Raw genomic sequence first — 17,364 nt, forward strand, 5'->3', positions numbered from 1 at the left:
CTGAGAGGTGGGCATCTCCCCCGATTAATTAATGAGGGGAGATGAGTGTGTTAACGCAGTTCTTTAACGTATGTAGATAGGTTGTTCTGTCGCTTAGCTTTGGTGGACAACTCCATGCCTTCAACTTGGGCCTGCTCCGCGTCAGCTGTTGCCCCAGCCTGGCCCCCGCCAGAGCGAGAACCTGTGGCGTAGGAGGCGGAGGATGGGTTGGAATTGTAGCCATATGAGGGGGCGTATGAACCGATAGCCGACATAGTTAATCTCCAGGAATCTAATGTTTAAGTTTGTACGCGATTAGCTGGCGCTAAAGTATAAATGCTACTTAATATTGGCCAGCCTATGAATATGTGGTTTCAAGGAAAAAGTAGTTCCTTATTCTGCTCTCTTACATGTTTCAAATTGTGTTGCGGTCATGCTGTGTGCTTGATTGTGTGCTCTATTTCGAGACGTCAACTCAGGGATATTTCCAGTTGTTTCATTCGGTAATAGAGCGTGCGCTTTGCAATCCCCAGATCCACCGCCACGTTATCAACACAATGAGCATGACGGCGCAATGACTCCTCAATCAGCGACTTCTCGATTTGCTGTAGCCGCTCTTTGAGGCTCATTTCTATGTCTTGGCGCTCTAGCACAGGTAAAGAGAGGGGTGGCAACCCTAGGACGAAGCGCTTGGCCGTCGAACGTAGCTCGCGGATGTTGCCCATCCAGGGATGGCACAGCAATTGTTGAAGCAGGGCGCTGGGGGGGATCGAAACGAGGTACTTAAAATACTCGGCCTCTTGGCGGATCATGTTCAAGAACAGGGGGATGATGCGCTCACGTTGATTCCGCAGTGCAGGTAGGCTGATGTTAACCACGCTCAGGCGAAAGTACAGGTCGCGCCTGAAGACGCCTTGCTCGACCATTTCATGCAGCGATTGCTGGGCGGATGCGATAACGCGCATGTCCACAGGGATAAATCGGGTCGAACCCAAGCGTTCAACGCCCCGGGATTCCAGCACCCGTAACAGCTTGGCTTGTAGGGGAAGCGGCATGCTGTCTATTTCATCGAGGTACAACGTGCCCAAGTGTGCTGTCTCGATAAAACCTGCCCGTGATTGCATCGCACCGGTATAGGCACCGCTGTTGACGCCGAATAGCTGGCTTTCGGCAAGGGTTTCCGGTATCGCGGCACAGTTGACGGCTACGAAACTGCCCCGTCGCTGAGATAAGCGATGGATACGTTGAGCAAGTGTATCTTTACCGGTACCTGTTTCTCCCAGTAGCAGAATGTCGATGTTTAGCGGAGCAGCATTGTTGACAGTGGCTTCGATGATTGGACATTCAGTGAACGGGGAGTCTGTTGTCTCCTCATTTTGATAGGAGGCCGACATGTTATTGCTCCAATACGGTTGTCGCTCCGCGATTGTCAGAGTCGTGGATGAGTGCCAGTCAGTAGATCGGAAGTTATCAACTTTGTCACCGTTAATGGTGAGATGAATTGGGTCGATGTTGTGTACGAAAAATTTGAAATTGGTGGTGATAAAAAGCAGTCAAATATTTGTCAAGAGTGAAATCTTCAACATGGGTAAGGGGAATCTTAATGTGGGTGAGTTTTTTTTTAAGTTTTAATGTTTAGTGTTTTAGGGTGGATATTTTTTCTTGTGTTTCTAGTGGGTTGCTTATGTAAGTAAAGTGTATGAGGACATTATTGCCTGACTCTATTTTATGCCCACAAAAAAACCGATGCAGAGCATCGGTTTTTTGGTTGCGGCGAAACCGCAAGTGACGTTTAAATGTTTAAACGTTAAAGCGGAAGTGCATCACGTCGCCATCCTTGACGATGTATTCCTTGCCTTCCAGGCGCCATTTACCGGCTTCCTTGGCACCGGCTTCACCCTTGAACTGGATGAAGTCGTTGTAGGCGATGACTTCGGCACGGATAAAGCCTTTTTCGAAGTCGGTGTGGATCACGCCAGCCGCTTGCGGTGCGGTGGCACCGACCTTGACGGTCCAGGCGCGGACCTCTTCGACACCCGCGGTGAAGTAGGTCTGCAGGTGCAGCATTTCGTAGCCCGCGCGGATCACACGGTTCAGGCCAGGCTCTTCCAGGCCCAGGGCCTCAAGGAACATGTCTTTTTCTTCGCCATCATCCAGTTCGGCGATCTCTGCTTCGATCTTGTTGCACACCGGTACAACCATTGCGCCTTCTTCTTCGGCAATGGCCTTGACCACGTCGAGCAACGGGTTGTTGTCGAAACCGTCTTCTGCCACGTTGGCAATGTACATTACCGGCTTGGTGGTCAGCAGGTGGAAGCCACGGATCACCGTCTTTTCGTCGGTGCTCATGCTCTTCATCAGGCTGCGTGCCGGCTTGCCCAAGGTGAAGTGCGCGATCAGTTGCTCCAGCAAGGCTTTCTGGACTACTGCGTCCTTGTCACCGCCCTTGGCATTGCGAGTGACTTTCTGCAGTTGCTTCTCGCAGCTGTCGAGGTCGGCAAAAATCAGTTCCAGGTCGATGATCTCGATGTCGCGTTTCGGGTCGACGCTGTTGGAAACGTGGATCACGTTCTCGTCTTCAAAGCAGCGGACCACGTGGGCGATAGCATCGGTTTCGCGGATGTTGGCCAGAAACTTATTGCCCAGGCCTTCACCTTTCGACGCACCGGCCACCAAGCCAGCGATGTCGACGAACTCCATGGTGGTCGGCAAGATACGCTTGGGATTGACGATGGCCGCCAGCGCTTCCAGGCGTGGGTCAGGCATCGGCACGATACCGGTGTTCGGTTCGATGGTGCAGAACGGGAAGTTCTCCGCTGCAATACCGGACTTGGTCAGGGCGTTGAACAGGGTGGACTTGCCGACGTTGGGCAGGCCGACGATGCCGCAATTGAATCCCATGGTGTTTCCCCTCGGGTAAAGAGTCAGGCCTTTTGGCTGTGCAGGTTTTTCATCGCGCGGTTCCATTCACCGGCGAAGATATCCGGCAGCACGCCGAGGGCAAAGTCGATGCTGGCATCGAGTTTTTCCTGTTCGGCGCGTGGCGCACGACCCAGGACAAAATTTGAAACCATACTGGCAACACCTGGGTGGCCAATGCCGAGCCGCAGGCGGTAAAAGGTATTCTGATTGCCCAACTGCGCGATGATGTCCCGCAGGCCATTATGACCCCCATGGCCGCCGCCTTGCTTGAGCTTGGCAACGCCGGGTGGCAGGTCCAGTTCGTCATGGGCCACCAGGATTTCTTCGGGTTTGATCCGGAAGAAGCCCGCAAGCGCCGCGACAGCCTGGCCGCTGCGGTTCATGTAGGTGGTGGGAATCAGTAGGCGAACATCCTGACCCTGATGCGAGAAGCGTCCGGTCAGGCCAAAATATTTGCGATCGGCCACAAGGTTGATGCCTTGGGCGTGGGCGATGCGCTCAACAAAAAGGGCCCCCGCGTTATGCCGGGTCTGTTCGTATTCGGCGCCTGGATTTCCCAGGCCAACGATCAGTTTGATGGCAGTCACGACAGGGGCCCTTCCTTTGGAGTTGTGGATAACATCGCCGCAACCTGGGTGCGGCGAAAGTGGACGACAAGAGCTAACTTATCCAGAGATAAACTTCGCGTTATCGCCCGCTTTCTCGCTACGTTTCGGTCCGCGATGTTTCCTCAAGCTCCAGCGTTACAGAGTGAATTACTCTGCAGCGGTTTCTTCAGCTTCTGGAGCAACACGTGGAGCGTGGACGTTGGCAACAGCCTTGTCATCACCGTGAGCCAGAGCAACAAACTCAACGCCTTTAGGGGCTTTGAGGTCGGACAGGTGAATGATCGAACCGACTTCAGCATTGCTCAGGTCGACTTCGATGAACTCAGGCAGGTCTTTTGGCAGGCAGCTCACTTCGATCTCAGCGGTAACGTGCGAAATTTCGCCGCCTTTCTTGATCGGAGCAGCTTCGCCCACGAAGTGTACAGGCACGATAGCGGTCAGTTTCTGACCAGCTACAACGCGTACGAAGTCAGCGTGCAGCACGTGGCCTTTAGCTGGGTGACGTTGCAGCGCCTTGATGATGACGTTCTGCTTGGTACCACCAACGCTCAGCTCGATGATGTGGCTGTAAGCCGCTTCGTTTTCGAGCAGTTTGGCGATTTCCTTGGCCAGCATGCTGATGGATTCAGGGGCTTTGTCGCCACCGTACACTACAGCTGGAACCAGGCTTGCGAGACGACGCAGGCGGCGGCTCGCACCTTTCCCCAGGTCGGAACGCAGTTCAGCATTCAAAGTAAAGTCGTTCATGTTGTATCTCCAAAATAACCACATTCGCCCCAGCGTTTGCGACCAGCGCTAAAGGCGATATGGGCAAAAAAGCCCCGCCCCAACAGAATGCTGGGGCGGGGCGCTTTTCGTCAGCGAGATGTTGCCAAGGTTTACCCTTAACGGAACATCGCGCTGATCGATTCTTCATTGCTGATGCGGCGAACCGCTTCGGCAACTACCGGTGCGATATCCAGTTGGCGGATACGCGTACAGGCTTGAGCTGCAGCGGACAACGGGATGGTGTTGGTCACCACCAGTTCGTCCAGCATAGAGTTCTCGATGTTCTCGATCGCTCGGCCCGACAGCACAGGGTGTGTGCAGTAGGCGAAGACTTTTGCCGCACCATGCTCTTTCAAGGCTTTTGCCGCGTGGCACAGGGTGCCGGCGGTATCGACCATGTCATCGACCAGAATACAGGTACGCCCTTCGACATCACCGATGATATGCATCACTTCAGAGTGATTGGCTTTCTCGCGGCGTTTGTCGATGATCCCGAGGTCCACGCCCAGGGATTTGGCGACAGCCCGTGCACGCACGACGCCACCAATGTCCGGGGACACGATCATCAGGTTTTCAAAGCGCTGGTCTTCGATGTCATCCACCAGAACGGGGGAGCCGTAGATGTTATCTACTGGAATATCGAAGAACCCCTGGATTTGGTCAGCGTGCAGGTCAACCGTGAGCACACGGTCGATACCTACCACGGTCAGCATGTCAGCAACGACTTTCGCGCTGATGGCCACACGTGCGGAACGCGGACGGCGATCCTGGCGGGCATAACCAAAGTAAGGGATTACAGCTGTGATTCGAGTCGCTGAGGAGCGGCGGAAGGCATCAGCCATCACGACGAGTTCCATCAGGTTATCGTTGGTCGGAGCGCAAGTCGGCTGAATAATGAAGACATCTTTACCGCGGACGTTTTCATTGATCTCGGCTGTAATTTCGCCATCGGAAAATTTACCGACAGAGATGTCACCGAGAGGGATATGCAGCTGACGTACGACACGTCGAGCCAGATCGGGGTTGGCGTTCCCCGTAAAGACCATCATCTTGGACACGCGCAGTACCTAGAGGCTGAGGGTAACCTGGATGAGTATAGAAAATGGCAGGGGCGGCTGGATTCGAACCAACGCATGGCAGGATCAAAACCTGCTGCCTTACCGCTTGGCGACGCCCCTGTATCTGTTGCAACGAGTGCCCAGCACCCGGTTCCTTTTAGAGCAGACTTTGCAGCTTGCGATGCAACATCGAAACGTTGCTTCCCTTTGCTACAAACCCTGTAAGGGTCTCTGTAAGAAGGGCCGAGACTTTATCAGCTTCAGCTTTGCTTGGGAAGCCCCCAAACACACAACTTCCAGTTCCGGTTAATTTTGCTTCGGTAAATTTACCTAACAAATTCAAAGCGTTACGTACCTCTGGATAACGCCTTGCTACAACCGGTAAGCAGTCATTTCGACTGTTTCCCTTGGGAACGGGGCGCACTTTAATGGGAGGAGAGTTACGTGTCAACAGCGGATCTGAAAAAATTTCTGCTGTACTTACAGATACTTGCGGGACAAGCACGACATACCACGGCTCTTCGGGGTCTACAGGGGTGAGTTTCTCTCCCACACCCTCGGCAAAAGCTGCGTGCCCGCGTACGAAAACCGGGACGTCGGCGCCCAGGGTCAGGCCCAGCGTGGCCAGGCGATCCTCGTCCCATCCCAGTTGCCACAAGTGATTCAGTCCGAGCAAAGTTGTCGCGGCATTCGAACTGCCACCGCCGATGCCTCCCCCCATTGGCAGGATTTTATCGATCCAGATATCAATGCCCTGGGAGCAGCCGGATTGTTCCTGAAGTTTTTTCGCGGCTTTCACGATGAGGTTGCTGTCGTGAGGCACGTCTTCGAATTCGGTGTGCAGTTGAATCACGCCGTCGTCGCGAGTAGCGAAGGTCAATTCATCGCCGTAGTCGAGAAATTGAAACAGCGTCTGCAACTCGTGGTAGCCGTCTTCACGGCGACCGAGGATGTGCAGCATCAGATTGAGCTTGGCCGGGGAGGGGAGCGTCAGGCGTTGAGTGTTCATCTCATTGCCCCAGTTTGCGCGGTTGCCAGTCCTTGATCACCAGCGTGACGTCAAGGTTGGTCCCGTGCAGCTTGATGCGGTCGGGCAGCCAATAACCGTTCTGTTGCGCATAGCTCAAGTACTCGACTTGCCAGCCATCCTGCTCCAATGATGCCAGGCGACTATCTCCGTTCAGGCTCAGGCGACTCTTGCTGTCGGGTGCAGGCAAGCCGCGAACCCACCAGACCAGGTGCGAAACCGGCAGTTTCCAGCCCATCTGTTCTTCCAGCAGGGCTTCCGGCGATGACGCTTCGTAGCGGCCCTGGTTGGCCACTTCGAGGCTCACCTGCCCCGGTCGACCGGTCAGGCGCGCAGCTCCACGGCCCAGGGGCCCGGAGAGACGAATATCGTAGTAGTCCTGGCGTTGTAGCCAGAACAAGGTGCCGCTGCCCGAATCCTTCGGGGCGCGAATGCCGACTTTGCCATTGATCTGCCAGCCATCGAGGCTGCTCAGTTGGTCCTTGTGCTCTCGCCATTGCGCCGGGTTGCCTTGACCTTCAACGGATTCTCGGGCGCCGAAGCCCGCACAACCGGCGAGTAGGGCGATAAAGCTGAAAACGATAACGTGGCGCAAAAACATAGGCTTAAAGGGTCTCGGATCCGGTCAAGCGCTTGATGGTGCTGCGCAGGATAGGGCTGTCGGGTTGGTCTTTGAGGAACTTGCCCCAGATTTGCCTGGCTTCGCGTTGTTTGCCCTGGGCCCAAAGCACTTCGCCCAGGTGAGCGGCGACTTCCTGGTCGGGAAAGCGTTCAAGCGCCTGGCGTAGCAGGCGTTCGGCTTCATCCAGATTGCCCAGGCGGTAATTCACCCAACCCAGGCTGTCGAGGATGGCCGGGTCTTGCGGGTTGAGTTGATACGCCTGTTCGATCAAGACTTTGGCCTCGGCATAGCGCGTTGTACGGTCGGACAAGGTATAGCCCAGGGCGTTCAGTGCCATGGCGTTGTCCGGATCGCGCTTGATGATCAGGCGCAGGTCTTTTTCCATCTGCGGCAGGTCGTTGCGTTTTTCCGCTTGCATGGCGCGGGTGTACAACAGGTTCAAGTCGTCCGGGTATTGCAGCAACGCTTGTTGCAACAGTTTCCAGGCGCGATCGCCCTGATTGTTGGCGGACAGGGTTTCAGCCTGGATCAGGTATAGCTGAATCGCGTAGTCCGGATCGGCATCCCGTGCGGCAGCCAGGCGCTTTTCAGCTTCGTCGGTGCGACCGTGGCTCATCAGGATATCGGCCTGGCGCAATTGCGCGGGCAGGTAATCATTGCCGGGACCGACTTGGGCATATTCGATCAATGCGCCTTGTGGGTCATTACGTTCTTCGGCGATGCGCCCCAGGTTCAGGTGCGCCGAGTCGACGTGGGTTTCCCGGGCAATCAGCTCTTCCAGGTAGCCCTTGGCTTCATCCCAAGCCTTTGCTTCCAGGCATACCAGCGCCAGGGAATAGCGCAGTTCGTCATCGTCCGGGTATTGCTGGACCAGGCTGGCGAATTGCACCTTGGCGTCTTCCATGCGGTCTTGTTCAACCAGCAAGCGGGCGTAGGTCAGGCGCAGGCGTTTGTCATCCGGATACTTTTTGATGCTTTGTTCCAGCAACGGCAAGGCTTCCTTACCGCGATTGAGGTTCTGCAACAACCGTGCGCGCAGTAGCAGCGGGGCGATTTCACCGTCTTCCGGCGGGTTCTGCTCCAGCAGCTTCAAGGCCGATTCCGATTCATCATCCTGTTGCAGCAACAAGGCCTTGCCGAAAATCAACTGGCCGTTGTTCGGGTGTTTTTGCAGCAGGCGGTCGAAACCCTTCATCAGGCCGTTGCGGGTGTCCTGATCGGTGTCGGCCGCCGACAGCGCGAGAAAATCAAAATGGGTGTCACCCTTGCCTTGCAGGACTTTCTCCATATAGACCATGGAGTCGTCATAACGCCCGGCGCGGGCCAATTGGATGGCCGCGGCCCGCTGGGCTTCAAGATCTTGCGGAGCGTTTTTCGCCCAGATCAGCGAAGTATCCAGCGCGGCCTGATCAGCCCCCAGGTACTCGGCAATGCGAAACGCCCGCTCTGAAATGCCCGGATCCTGGGTATTAATGGCCTGGGTCACGTAGTTATCCAGGGCAATGTCGAAACGATTGCGCTGGCCAGCCAGCTCCGCGCTCAGCAGGCTGAACACCGTATCTTCACTGAACGAGGAGTAAACCTTGGGCTTTTCAGGGGCTGGAGTGCTGTCTTCAACCGGCGATGATTCATCCGGAGACACGGGAGCCATGGCCTGGCAGCCGCTGAGGAAGACAAAAGCAAGGAGCAACGCGGAAGATCTATTCATATAGGAGGAGGACGACTAACCTGCGGTCGGATCATCATGACACAAGCCTTCGGTCAAACATAACCGGAGCGCCCTAAATGCCTGCTGTACCTGCTGTAGGAGCGCGTTTGCTCGTGAAAAACTCCCAGGCAACGCGTTCACCCAGGGTGTACGCGTTATCGTTGAGGTTTTTCGCGAGCAAGCGCGCTCCTACAGGTGTGTTTATAGACACAAGGTATTGGGACAATAGACAACTGTGGTTGTTCTGAATCTTTCGAAGTAGGACAATTGGCGGCTTCCCGACATCATCAGCGATATTGAATGGCCTTCCTTGCACTCGGTATTAACCACAAGACTGCTTCTGTCGACGTGCGCGAGCGCGTGGCGTTTACGCCCGAGCAGTTGGTTGAGGCCTTGCAGCAGCTCTGCCGGCTCACCGACAGCCGCGAAGCTGCGATCCTTTCAACCTGCAATCGCAGCGAGCTCTATATAGAGCAGGAACATCTTTCGGCGGATGTGGTGCTGCGCTGGCTGGCGGATTTTCACCATTTGAGCCTCGACGAACTGCGTGCCAGTGCTTATGTGCACGAAGAAGATGCGGCAGTTCGTCACATGATGCGCGTCGCCTCGGGCCTCGACTCGCTGGTGTTGGGCGAGCCGCAGATTCTTGGCCAGATGAAGTCTGCCTACGCCGTGGCCCGCGAAGCCGGCACCGTCGGCCCGCTGCTGGGGAGGCTGTTCCAGGCTACGTTCAATTCGGCTAAACAAGTACGCACCGACACCGCCATTGGCGAAAACCCGGTCTCGGTAGCGTTTGCCGCCGTTAGCCTGGCCAAGCAGATTTTCAGCGACTTGCAGCGTAGCCAGGCGTTGTTGATCGGCGCCGGTGAAACCATCACCCTGGTTGCTCGCCATTTGCACGAACTGGGGGTCAAGCGGATCGTCGTCGCCAACCGCACCCTGGAGCGTGCCAGTATTCTTGCCGAGCAGTTCGGTGCTCACGCAGTGCTGCTGTCGGATATCCCTGCCGAGCTGGTACACAGCGACATCGTTATCAGTTCCACCGCCAGCCAATTGCCGATCCTGGGCAAGGGCGCGGTAGAAAGTGCCTTGAAGTTGCGCAAGCACAAGCCAATCTTCATGGTGGATATTGCCGTTCCCCGGGATATCGAACCTGAAGTCGGCGAGTTGGACGATGTTTACCTCTACAGTGTCGACGATCTGCACGAAGTGGTCGCCGAAAACCTCAAGAGCCGTCAGGGCGCTGCCCAGGCGGCCGAGGAAATGGTCAGCACTGGCGCCAATGATTTCATGGTGCGCCTGCGTGAGTTGGCAGCGGTGGATGTGCTCAAGGCCTACCGTCAGCAAGGTGAGCGCCTTCGGGACGAGGAATTGATCAAGGCCCAGCGTATGCTCGCCAATGGCAGCAGCGCCGAAGACGTACTGATGCAGTTGGCCCGTGGCTTGACCAACAAACTGCTGCACGCTCCAAGCGTACAGCTTAAAAAACTGACTGCCGAAGGCCGCCTCGATGCGCTGGCCATGGCTCAGGAACTCTTTGCCCTCGGTGAGGGCGAGTCAGATAGCTCTTCGGATAAAAAACCGCAATGAAAGCGTCACTGCTCAATAAGCTGGACATTCTCCAGGACCGATTCGAGGAACTGACCGCCTTGCTTGGCGATGGCGAAGTCATCTCCGATCAAAACAAGTTCCGCACCTATTCCAAGGAATACGCGGAAGTTGAACCCATTGTGGCCACCTATAAACACCTGCTCAAGGTTCAGGCCGATCTGGAGGGCGCCCAGGCGCTGCTCAAGGACAGCGACCCGGACATGCGCGAAATGGCCGTGGAAGAAGTCCGCGAAGCCAAGGAAAAGCTGCTCGAGCTGGAGGGCGACCTGCAACGCATGCTGTTGCCCAAGGACCCTAATGACGGGCGCAACGTGTTTCTCGAAATTCGTGCCGGCACCGGCGGCGACGAAGCGGCGATTTTCTCCGGCGACCTGTTCCGCATGTATTCGCGTTACGCCGAACGTCGCGGCTGGCGTGTCGAGATCCTGTCCGAGAACGAAGGCGAACACGGCGGCTATAAAGAAGTCATCGCCCGTGTGGAAGGTGACAACGTCTACGGCAAGCTGAAATTCGAATCCGGCGCGCACCGCGTGCAGCGGGTCCCGGCTACCGAGTCCCAGGGCCGTATCCACACGTCCGCGTGTACCGTGGCCGTGTTGCCCGAGCCGGACGAACAGGAAACCATCGAGATCAACCCCGCGGACTTGCGGGTCGACACCTACCGCTCATCGGGTGCCGGTGGCCAGCACGTCAACAAGACCGACTCGGCCATTCGCATCACCCACTTGCCATCGGGCATTGTGGTGGAGTGTCAGGAAGAACGCTCCCAGCACAAGAACCGGGCTCGAGCCATGTCCTGGCTGTCGGCCAAACTCAACGACCAGCAGACCAGCGCTGCCGCCAACGCGATTGCCAGCGAGCGCAAATTGTTGGTGGGCTCGGGTGACCGCTCCGAGCGCATCCGTACCTACAACTTCGCCCAGGGTCGGGTCACCGACCACCGGGTTAACCTGACCCTGTATTCCCTGGACGAAATCCTTGCGGGCGGTGTCGATGCAGTCATCGAGCCACTGTTGGCCGAGTACCAGGCCGATCAATTGGCGGCGATAGGTGAATAAATGACCATTATTGCCAGCCTGTTACGCGCCGCCGACCTGCCTGACTCGCCCACTGCACGTCTGGATGCGGAGTTGCTGCTGGCTGCGGCCCTGGGCAAGTCCCGCAGTTATTTGCACACCTGGCCGGAAAAAATCGTCAGTAGCGAAGACGCACTGATTTTTTCCGGATACTTGCAACGGCGCCGCACAGGTGAACCCGTGGCGTATATCCTCGGCCAGCAAGGTTTCTGGAAACTGGACCTGGAAGTTGCACCGCACACACTGATTCCCCGCCCGGAAACCGAGATGCTGGTGGACGCAGCCCTGGAATTATTGCCGCCAGGCCTCGCCAAGGTGCTTGACCTGGGCACCGGTAGCGGCGCAATCGCCCTGGCCCTGGCCAGTGAACGTGCGGCCTGGCATGTCACGGCGGTCGACCGGGTGCTGGAAGCCGTGGCCCTGGCCGAGCGTAATCGCCAGCGCCTGCACCTGGATAACGCCACGGTATTGAGCAGTCACTGGTTCAGTGCCCTGCAAGATCAAACCTTCAATCTGATCATCAGTAACCCGCCGTACATTGCCGAGACCGATCCGCACCTGATGGCCGGTGATGTACGTTTTGAACCGGCCAGTGCGCTGGTGGCGGGCCATGATGGCCTGGATGACCTGCGGCTGATCATCGCCCAGGCCCCGGCGCACCTCGATTCTGGCGGCTGGTTGCTGTTGGAACATGGTTATGACCAGGCCGCGAATGTGCGCCAATTGCTGCTGAGCCAAGGCTTTGAAGAGGTCCACAGCCGTATTGATCTTGGTGGTCATGAGCGCATCAGCCTGGGGCGCCGGCCGTGCTGAATGACCAGGAGCTGTTGCGCTATAGCCGACAAATTCTGTTGCAGCATGTCGACATCGAAGGCCAATTGCGCCTGAAAAACAGCCGCGCCCTGATTGTGGGTCTTGGTGGGCTGGGTGCGCCGGTGGCCTTGTACCTGGCGGCGGCTGGCGTGGGTGAGCTGCACCTGGCGGACTTTGACACGGTCGACCTGACCAATTTGCAACGCCAGATCATCCACGACACCGACAGTGTCGGCCAGACCAAGGTCGACTCGGCTGTGGGCCGCCTGACCGCGATCAACCCCCAGGTTCACCTGGTCGCTCATCGCAACGCGCTCGATGCCGATTCCCTGGCACAGGCGGTAGGGGCGGTGGACCTGGTTCTTGATTGCAGCGACAACTTTTCCACTCGCGAGGCAGTGAATGCCGCCTGTGTTGTTGCAGGTAAGCCATTGGTCAGTGGCGCTGCGATTCGCCTGGAAGGGCAGCTCTCGGTCTTCGATCCGCGTCGCCCTGAAAGCCCTTGCTACCACTGTTTATATGGGCATGGCAGCGAAGCCGAACTGACCTGCAGCGAAGCCGGCGTCATCGGCCCTCTGGTGGGGGTAGTGGGCAGTTTGCAAGCCCTGGAGGCATTGAAGTTGTTGGCGGGTTTCGGTGAACCATTGGTTGGGCGCCTGTTGTTGATCGATGCCTTGACCACGCGCTTTCGTGAGTTGCGGGTCAAGCGCGATCCAGGCTGCAGTGTCTGCGGCGTCGACCATGGTTAAGGACGCGCCGATCGGGGTGTTCGACTCCGGTGTCGGCGGCCTGTCGGTGCTGGCTGAGATACAACAACTGCTGCCCCGCGAGTCACTGCTGTATGTGGCGGATGGCGGGCATATCCCTTATGGCGAGAAAACGCCAGAATTTATCCTCGAACGCTCTCGGCGGATTGCCGGATTTTTCCGCGAACAGGGTGCCAAGGCTTTTGTCATCGCCTGCAACACCGCAACAGTCGCGGCTGTCGCTGATCTGCGCCGGGATTATCCCGATTGGCCGCTGGTGGGCATGGAGCCTGCGGTAAAACCAGCAGCGGCGGCGACCCGTAGTGGTGTGGTTGGCGTGCTGGCCACAACGGGTACGCTACAGAGTGCCAAGTTCGCTGCACTGCTGGATCGTTTTGCCACGGACGTACGGGTCATTACCCAGCCATGCCCGGGCCTGGTAGAACTGATCGAGACCGGTGACCTGGACAGCCCGGACCTGCGCCTGCTGCTGCAAGGCTATGTCGAACCACTGATCACAGCCGGTTGTGACACCATTATCCTGGGCTGCACTCACTACCCTTTCCTCAAGCCGTTGCTGGCGCAGATGCTGCCACCATCGATCATCCTGATCGACACCGGTGCGGCGGTGGCGCGTCAGTTGCAACGCCTGCTGGGCGAGCGCGAATTGCTGGCCGAGGGCAATCCTCAGGCCGCCCAATTCTGGACCAGTGGTGATGCCGAGCACCTAAGAAATATCCTACCTGTACTCTGGACGTCGTCTGGTGTTGTACGAAGCTTTGGTTTGTGAAAAGTCGTGAAAATGACGAATCAATAAGCTGAACTTCTGTATAAACGGTGGCTTCTATAGGGCGTCAGCCTGTAAAAATTCATACAACTTCGTTCGGATGGGATGTTTCTTATGAAGCGTTTTTTCTGTTTGGCCGCGATTGTGGTCGCAGTGGCAGGGTATTCCTTTTCGGCACAGGCCACAGGCCTGGAGTTTGGGGTGGGGGCAACCGGCGATTCGACCATGACCTATCGCTTGGGCCTGACGTCGAATTGGGATAAAAGTTGGTGGCAGAGCGATGTCGGTCACCTGACCGGTTATTGGAGTGGTGCTTATACCTATTGGGATGGCGACGAGCGCGCCAGCGTGAGCAGCCTATCGTTCTCGCCGGTGTTTGTGTATGAGTTTGCCGGGGAGTCAGTGACGCCGTACATCGAAGCCGGGATCGGCGTGGCGCTGTTCTCGCGGACTCGTATAGAAGACAACAACCTTGGCCAGGCCTTCCAGTTCGAAGACCGTCTGGGTTTTGGTTTGCGCTTTGCCGGCGGGCATGAGGTGGGCATTCGTGCCACGCACTATTCCAATGCCGGGATCAGCCACAACAACGACGGCATCGAGAGCTATTCGCTGCACTACACGATGCCACTGTAAGCACCTACATCCCTGTAGCCGCTGGCGAGGTACGAGGCTGCGATAAGGTTCGCAGGACCTTCAGCGATTTCAAAACCCAGGCGACTGCTGCGCAGCCGATCGCAGGCTGCGCCAGCGGCTACAAGTGATCGGTGATCGGTCCTTGTAGCCGCTGCCGAGGCACGAGGCTGCGATAAGGGCCGCAGGACCTTCAGCGATTTCAAAACCCAGGCGACTGCTACGCAGCCGATCGCAGGCTGCGCCAGCGGCTACAGATATTCACGCTGGCCTTCAGGTCAGCGATACACCGTCGCAATCCCCAGTCGCTCCTCGATGCACTCCGGCGCCCCCATCTCGAACTCCCGGCAGATCAGCGGCCGTTTCTCATAGATGCTGCACATCATCGTGTCGCGATCCAGTGCCGCGCACCAGCCGTCTCCCAGGCGCAGCATCACTTCGCCGCCCCAATCGTCAGTATCGATAAAACGTTCGGGCACGCCCGTATCGGTGATCAGCATGACTTCCAACTGGCAGCAGCATGCGGCGCAGGTAGAGCAGGTGACGACGGGCTCGGTGATTTGGGTATGGGGGATGTTGGTCATAGGGGGCAGCTTAAGCTTTAAGCTCAAAGCTGCAAGTAAAAGCCGACCGGCTTCGGCTTTTTACTTGTCGCCTGCCGCATGGCGCGACGGCAGGTTGCGAAAGGCGGCCAAGGCACGGTCCCGGGATTTTTTCAGATCAACAATGGGCGGTGGATAATCGGCGACGCCAAACAGGCCGCCAACAGCGCTGGGGTTGTGCACTTCTTTTTTGTTCAGCACCGCCAGCTGCGGCAGCCAATGCTTGATGAAGCGCCCGTCGCCGTCGAATTTTTCCGACTGGCTCAAGGGGCTGAAAATCCGGAAGTAGGGCGCCGAATCGGTGCCGGTGGAGGCGCTCCACTGCCAGCCACCGTTATTGGCTGCCAGGTCGCCGTCGATCAAGTGGCGCATGAAAAAGCGTTCGCCTTCGCGCCAGTCGATCAGCAGGTTCTTGGTGAGGAACATCGCCACTACCATGCGCAGGCGGTTGTGCATCCAGCCGGTTTCCTGCAACTGGCGCATGGCGGCGTCGATGATCGGCAACCCGGTGCGCGCTTCTTGCCAGGCGGCGAGGTCTTCGGGGGCGTTGCGCCAGGCCAACGCTTCGGTTTCCGGGCGGAAGGCGCAGTGGCGGGAAACCCGTGGGTAACCCACCAGGATGTGTTTGTAGAACTCGCGCCACAGCAGCTCGTTGATCCAGGTAATGGCGCCGATATTGCCGCTTTCGAACTCACCCTGGTTGCTTTGCAGGGCGGCATGCAGGCATTGGCGCGGTGAGACCACGCCAGCGGCCAGGTAGGCGGACAGTTGGCTGGTGCCGGGTTTGGCGGGGAAGTCGCGTTCGTCCTTGTAGTCATTGATTGGCTCGTCGGTAAATTGCTCAAGACGATGCCGGGCTTCGTCTTCGCCCGCAGGCCACAAGGCGCGCAGGCTTTCAGTGGGCGGTACGAAACCGTTGGCGTGCTCGGGGATGGGATCGCTTTTCAGCTTCAGGGGGGCCTGGGGCTTGGGCGCCATCACCAGGCGCGGCAGGGCGGTATGCAGGCGGGTGTAGCAGACTTTACGAAACTGGCTGAACACTTGGAAATAGGTGCCGGTTTTGGTCAGGATGCTACCGGGCTGGAACAGCAATTGGTCCAGGTAGCGATGGAACGCCACGCCTTGGGCTTCCAGGGCCTGGGCGACTGCCGCGTCGCGACGGCTTTCATGGACTCCATATTCTTCATTGACGTGCACGCTCTCAATCGACAGCTCCCGGCACAGGTCAGCCAAGGCCTGCGGTGCCTGGTCCCAGGTGTCGGCATGACGGATCAACAGGGGAATGTTCAGTTCGCTCAGGGCCAGGCTCAAGCTTTGCAGGTTGCGCAGCCAGAAGTCCACTTTGCACGGCGCATCATCGTGGGCCAGCCATTGGCCGGGCGTGACCAGGTACACCGCCACCGTTGGGCCGCGCTCGGCAGCGGCGGCCAAGGCGGTGTTGTCATGCAGGCGCAGGTCGGTGCGCAGCCAGGTCAACTGCATTTATAAAATCCCATGCTGGATCATTACCTGATGGGCCGACAGTGGGTCTTCAGCCAGGAGTAGTTCGGGAATGTCATGGGTTAATAGGCTCAATTCGGCCTGGTGGATGCATACCGTTGGCCCCGCCAGCAATGTCGGGCAGTTCACGCCGCCCAGCAATTTTGCCAGCGCCGATAAATTGAGGGCCTTGCTCGAATAGAGCAGCACTGCGCGCGGATGCAACTGTTCTACGGCCAGGGCCAGTTCTCCGATCGGCAATGGCCAGTCGAAGACTTCCACCGGGCAATCGGCGCTACTGGCCAGCCAGGCGCTCAGCCACAGGCCGGGCTCCAGGGGCAGATCCGAATGATTGATCAGCAACAGCGGCTTGCCATTGAGCTGACGATTATTGTGATAGATCCGTGCGCCGAACTTGCTGCGCAGCCAGGAATGAAAAAACACCCGCTCCATTTGCGCCCCAAACTGGCCCTGCCAGTGCTGTTCAAGGTCTTGGAGTAGCGGCAGTAGCAGTTGTTCGCACACCGTGCGCGGCGGATACAGGGCCATGGCCTGGTTGAAGACCGCGTCGACCCGGCGTTCGGCCAGCTCGCTGATGGCGTGCAGCAAGTTCTGACGCTGGCTGCACCATTCGTTCGGGACGTCGTTGTCGATGGTGTGCGTGGTGTCGATCAACTTTTTAACCTGACTGACCGGTACGCCACGGTTGATCCAGGAGAGAACCGTGCGAATGTGCTGCACGTGCTCGGCAGAGAACAGGCGGTGCCCCTTGGGAGTGCGTTGGGGCACGATCAGGCCATAGCGCCGTTCCCAGGCGCGCAAGGTCACGGCGTTGACGCCGGTCTGGCGCGCTACTTCACGGATCGGCAGCCAGCCTTGTTCCAGGGCTTGGACGATGTCGTCACCGGTTTCGAGGGCGGTTTCCATG

General features: G+C 57.6%; 17 protein-coding genes and 1 tRNA gene. 6 read left to right on the forward strand and 12 right to left on the reverse strand.

What is annotated here, in order from left to right:
- Nucleotides 1-449: 449 nt before the first annotated feature.
- The 9 genes from GIR22_RS12555 to GIR22_RS12595 all read right to left on the reverse strand — a co-directional run bounded on the left by GIR22_RS12555 (nucleotide 450) and on the right by GIR22_RS12595 (nucleotide 8,692).
- Complete coding sequence (locus tag GIR22_RS12555) at nucleotides 450-1,373, reverse strand: sigma 54-interacting transcriptional regulator (RefSeq protein WP_154743627.1); 924 nt, start codon at nucleotides 1,371-1,373, stop codon at nucleotides 450-452.
- A gap of 406 nt (nucleotides 1,374-1,779) precedes the next feature.
- Nucleotides 1,780-2,880, reverse strand: a complete 1,101-nt coding sequence (gene ychF, locus GIR22_RS12560) for a redox-regulated ATPase YchF (RefSeq protein ID WP_154743628.1) — start codon at nucleotides 2,878-2,880, stop codon at nucleotides 1,780-1,782.
- A gap of 23 nt (nucleotides 2,881-2,903) precedes the next feature.
- Nucleotides 2,904-3,488, reverse strand: a complete 585-nt coding sequence (gene pth, locus GIR22_RS12565) for an aminoacyl-tRNA hydrolase (protein ID WP_032857782.1) — start codon at nucleotides 3,486-3,488, stop codon at nucleotides 2,904-2,906.
- 168 nt (nucleotides 3,489-3,656) lie between these two features.
- On the reverse strand, nucleotides 3,657-4,256 hold the full coding sequence (locus tag GIR22_RS12570; protein WP_154743629.1) for a 50S ribosomal protein L25/general stress protein Ctc: 600 nt from the start codon (nucleotides 4,254-4,256) through the stop codon (nucleotides 3,657-3,659).
- Between the two features lie 137 nt (nucleotides 4,257-4,393).
- On the reverse strand, nucleotides 4,394-5,335 hold the full coding sequence (locus GIR22_RS12575) for a ribose-phosphate pyrophosphokinase (RefSeq protein WP_010458281.1): 942 nt from the start codon (nucleotides 5,333-5,335) through the stop codon (nucleotides 4,394-4,396).
- Between the two features lie 45 nt (nucleotides 5,336-5,380).
- Nucleotides 5,381-5,455 (reverse strand) — tRNA-Gln (locus GIR22_RS12580).
- Nucleotides 5,456-5,492: 37 nt separating this feature from the next.
- Nucleotides 5,493-6,344, reverse strand: coding sequence for a 4-(cytidine 5'-diphospho)-2-C-methyl-D-erythritol kinase (gene ispE, locus GIR22_RS12585; protein WP_154743630.1), 852 nt, complete (start codon nucleotides 6,342-6,344; stop codon nucleotides 5,493-5,495).
- Between the two features lies 1 nt (nucleotide 6,345).
- Nucleotides 6,346-6,963, reverse strand: a complete 618-nt coding sequence (gene lolB / locus GIR22_RS12590) for a lipoprotein insertase outer membrane protein LolB (protein WP_154743631.1) — start codon at nucleotides 6,961-6,963, stop codon at nucleotides 6,346-6,348.
- Between the two features lie 4 nt (nucleotides 6,964-6,967).
- Nucleotides 6,968-8,692: a tetratricopeptide repeat protein gene (locus GIR22_RS12595; protein WP_154743632.1), complete on the reverse strand. Its 1,725-nt coding sequence runs from the start codon at nucleotides 8,690-8,692 to the stop codon at nucleotides 6,968-6,970.
- Nucleotides 8,693-8,992: 300 nt separating this feature from the next.
- Here GIR22_RS12595 and hemA point away from each other — a divergent pair, with 300 nt between their 5' ends.
- From hemA to GIR22_RS12625, 6 genes are all read left to right on the forward strand, one after another.
- On the forward strand, nucleotides 8,993-10,282 hold the full coding sequence (hemA, locus tag GIR22_RS12600) for a glutamyl-tRNA reductase (protein ID WP_154743633.1): 1,290 nt from the start codon (nucleotides 8,993-8,995) through the stop codon (nucleotides 10,280-10,282).
- Entirely contained in the window at nucleotides 10,279-11,361 is a 1,083-nt protein-coding gene (gene prfA / locus GIR22_RS12605; RefSeq protein WP_154743634.1) for a peptide chain release factor 1, read from the forward strand. The genes hemA and prfA overlap by 4 nt, the downstream gene beginning before the upstream one ends.
- Nucleotides 11,362-12,192, forward strand: coding sequence for a peptide chain release factor N(5)-glutamine methyltransferase (prmC, locus tag GIR22_RS12610; RefSeq protein WP_154743635.1), 831 nt, complete (start codon nucleotides 11,362-11,364; stop codon nucleotides 12,190-12,192).
- Nucleotides 12,186-12,941 carry a molybdopterin-synthase adenylyltransferase MoeB gene (locus GIR22_RS12615; protein WP_178122227.1) on the forward strand — a complete coding sequence of 252 codons (756 nt, stop codon included), beginning with the start codon at nucleotides 12,186-12,188 and terminating at the stop codon, nucleotides 12,939-12,941. Before prmC ends, GIR22_RS12615 begins: the two co-directional genes overlap by 7 nt.
- Nucleotides 12,934-13,728: a glutamate racemase gene (gene murI / locus GIR22_RS12620; RefSeq protein ID WP_154743636.1), complete on the forward strand. Its 795-nt coding sequence runs from the start codon at nucleotides 12,934-12,936 to the stop codon at nucleotides 13,726-13,728. The genes GIR22_RS12615 and murI overlap by 8 nt, the downstream gene beginning before the upstream one ends.
- Nucleotides 13,729-13,839: 111 nt before the next feature.
- Nucleotides 13,840-14,358 (forward strand): acyloxyacyl hydrolase, encoded by a 519-nt coding sequence (locus tag GIR22_RS12625; RefSeq protein WP_154743637.1) that lies wholly within the window; start codon nucleotides 13,840-13,842, stop codon nucleotides 14,356-14,358.
- A 275-nt stretch (nucleotides 14,359-14,633) separates the two neighbouring features.
- Here GIR22_RS12625 and GIR22_RS12630 read toward each other — a convergent pair whose 3' ends face one another.
- From GIR22_RS12630 to GIR22_RS12640, 3 genes are read right to left on the reverse strand one after another with little or no spacing between them, the layout of a single operon-like run.
- A complete protein-coding gene (locus tag GIR22_RS12630) occupies nucleotides 14,634-14,939 on the reverse strand; it encodes a YkgJ family cysteine cluster protein (RefSeq protein ID WP_154743638.1) in 306 nt (101 codons plus the stop codon).
- 60 nt (nucleotides 14,940-14,999) lie between these two features.
- Nucleotides 15,000-16,439 (reverse strand): deoxyribodipyrimidine photo-lyase, encoded by a 1,440-nt coding sequence (gene phrB, locus GIR22_RS12635; protein ID WP_154743639.1) that lies wholly within the window; start codon nucleotides 16,437-16,439, stop codon nucleotides 15,000-15,002.
- Entirely contained in the window at nucleotides 16,440-17,363 is a 924-nt protein-coding gene (locus GIR22_RS12640) for a MerR family transcriptional regulator (RefSeq protein ID WP_154743704.1), read from the reverse strand.
- Between the last annotated feature and the right edge of the window lies 1 nt (nucleotide 17,364).

The organism is Pseudomonas karstica (genome assembly GCF_009707515.1).
Lineage (GTDB): Bacteria > Pseudomonadota > Gammaproteobacteria > Pseudomonadales > Pseudomonadaceae > Aquipseudomonas > Aquipseudomonas karstica.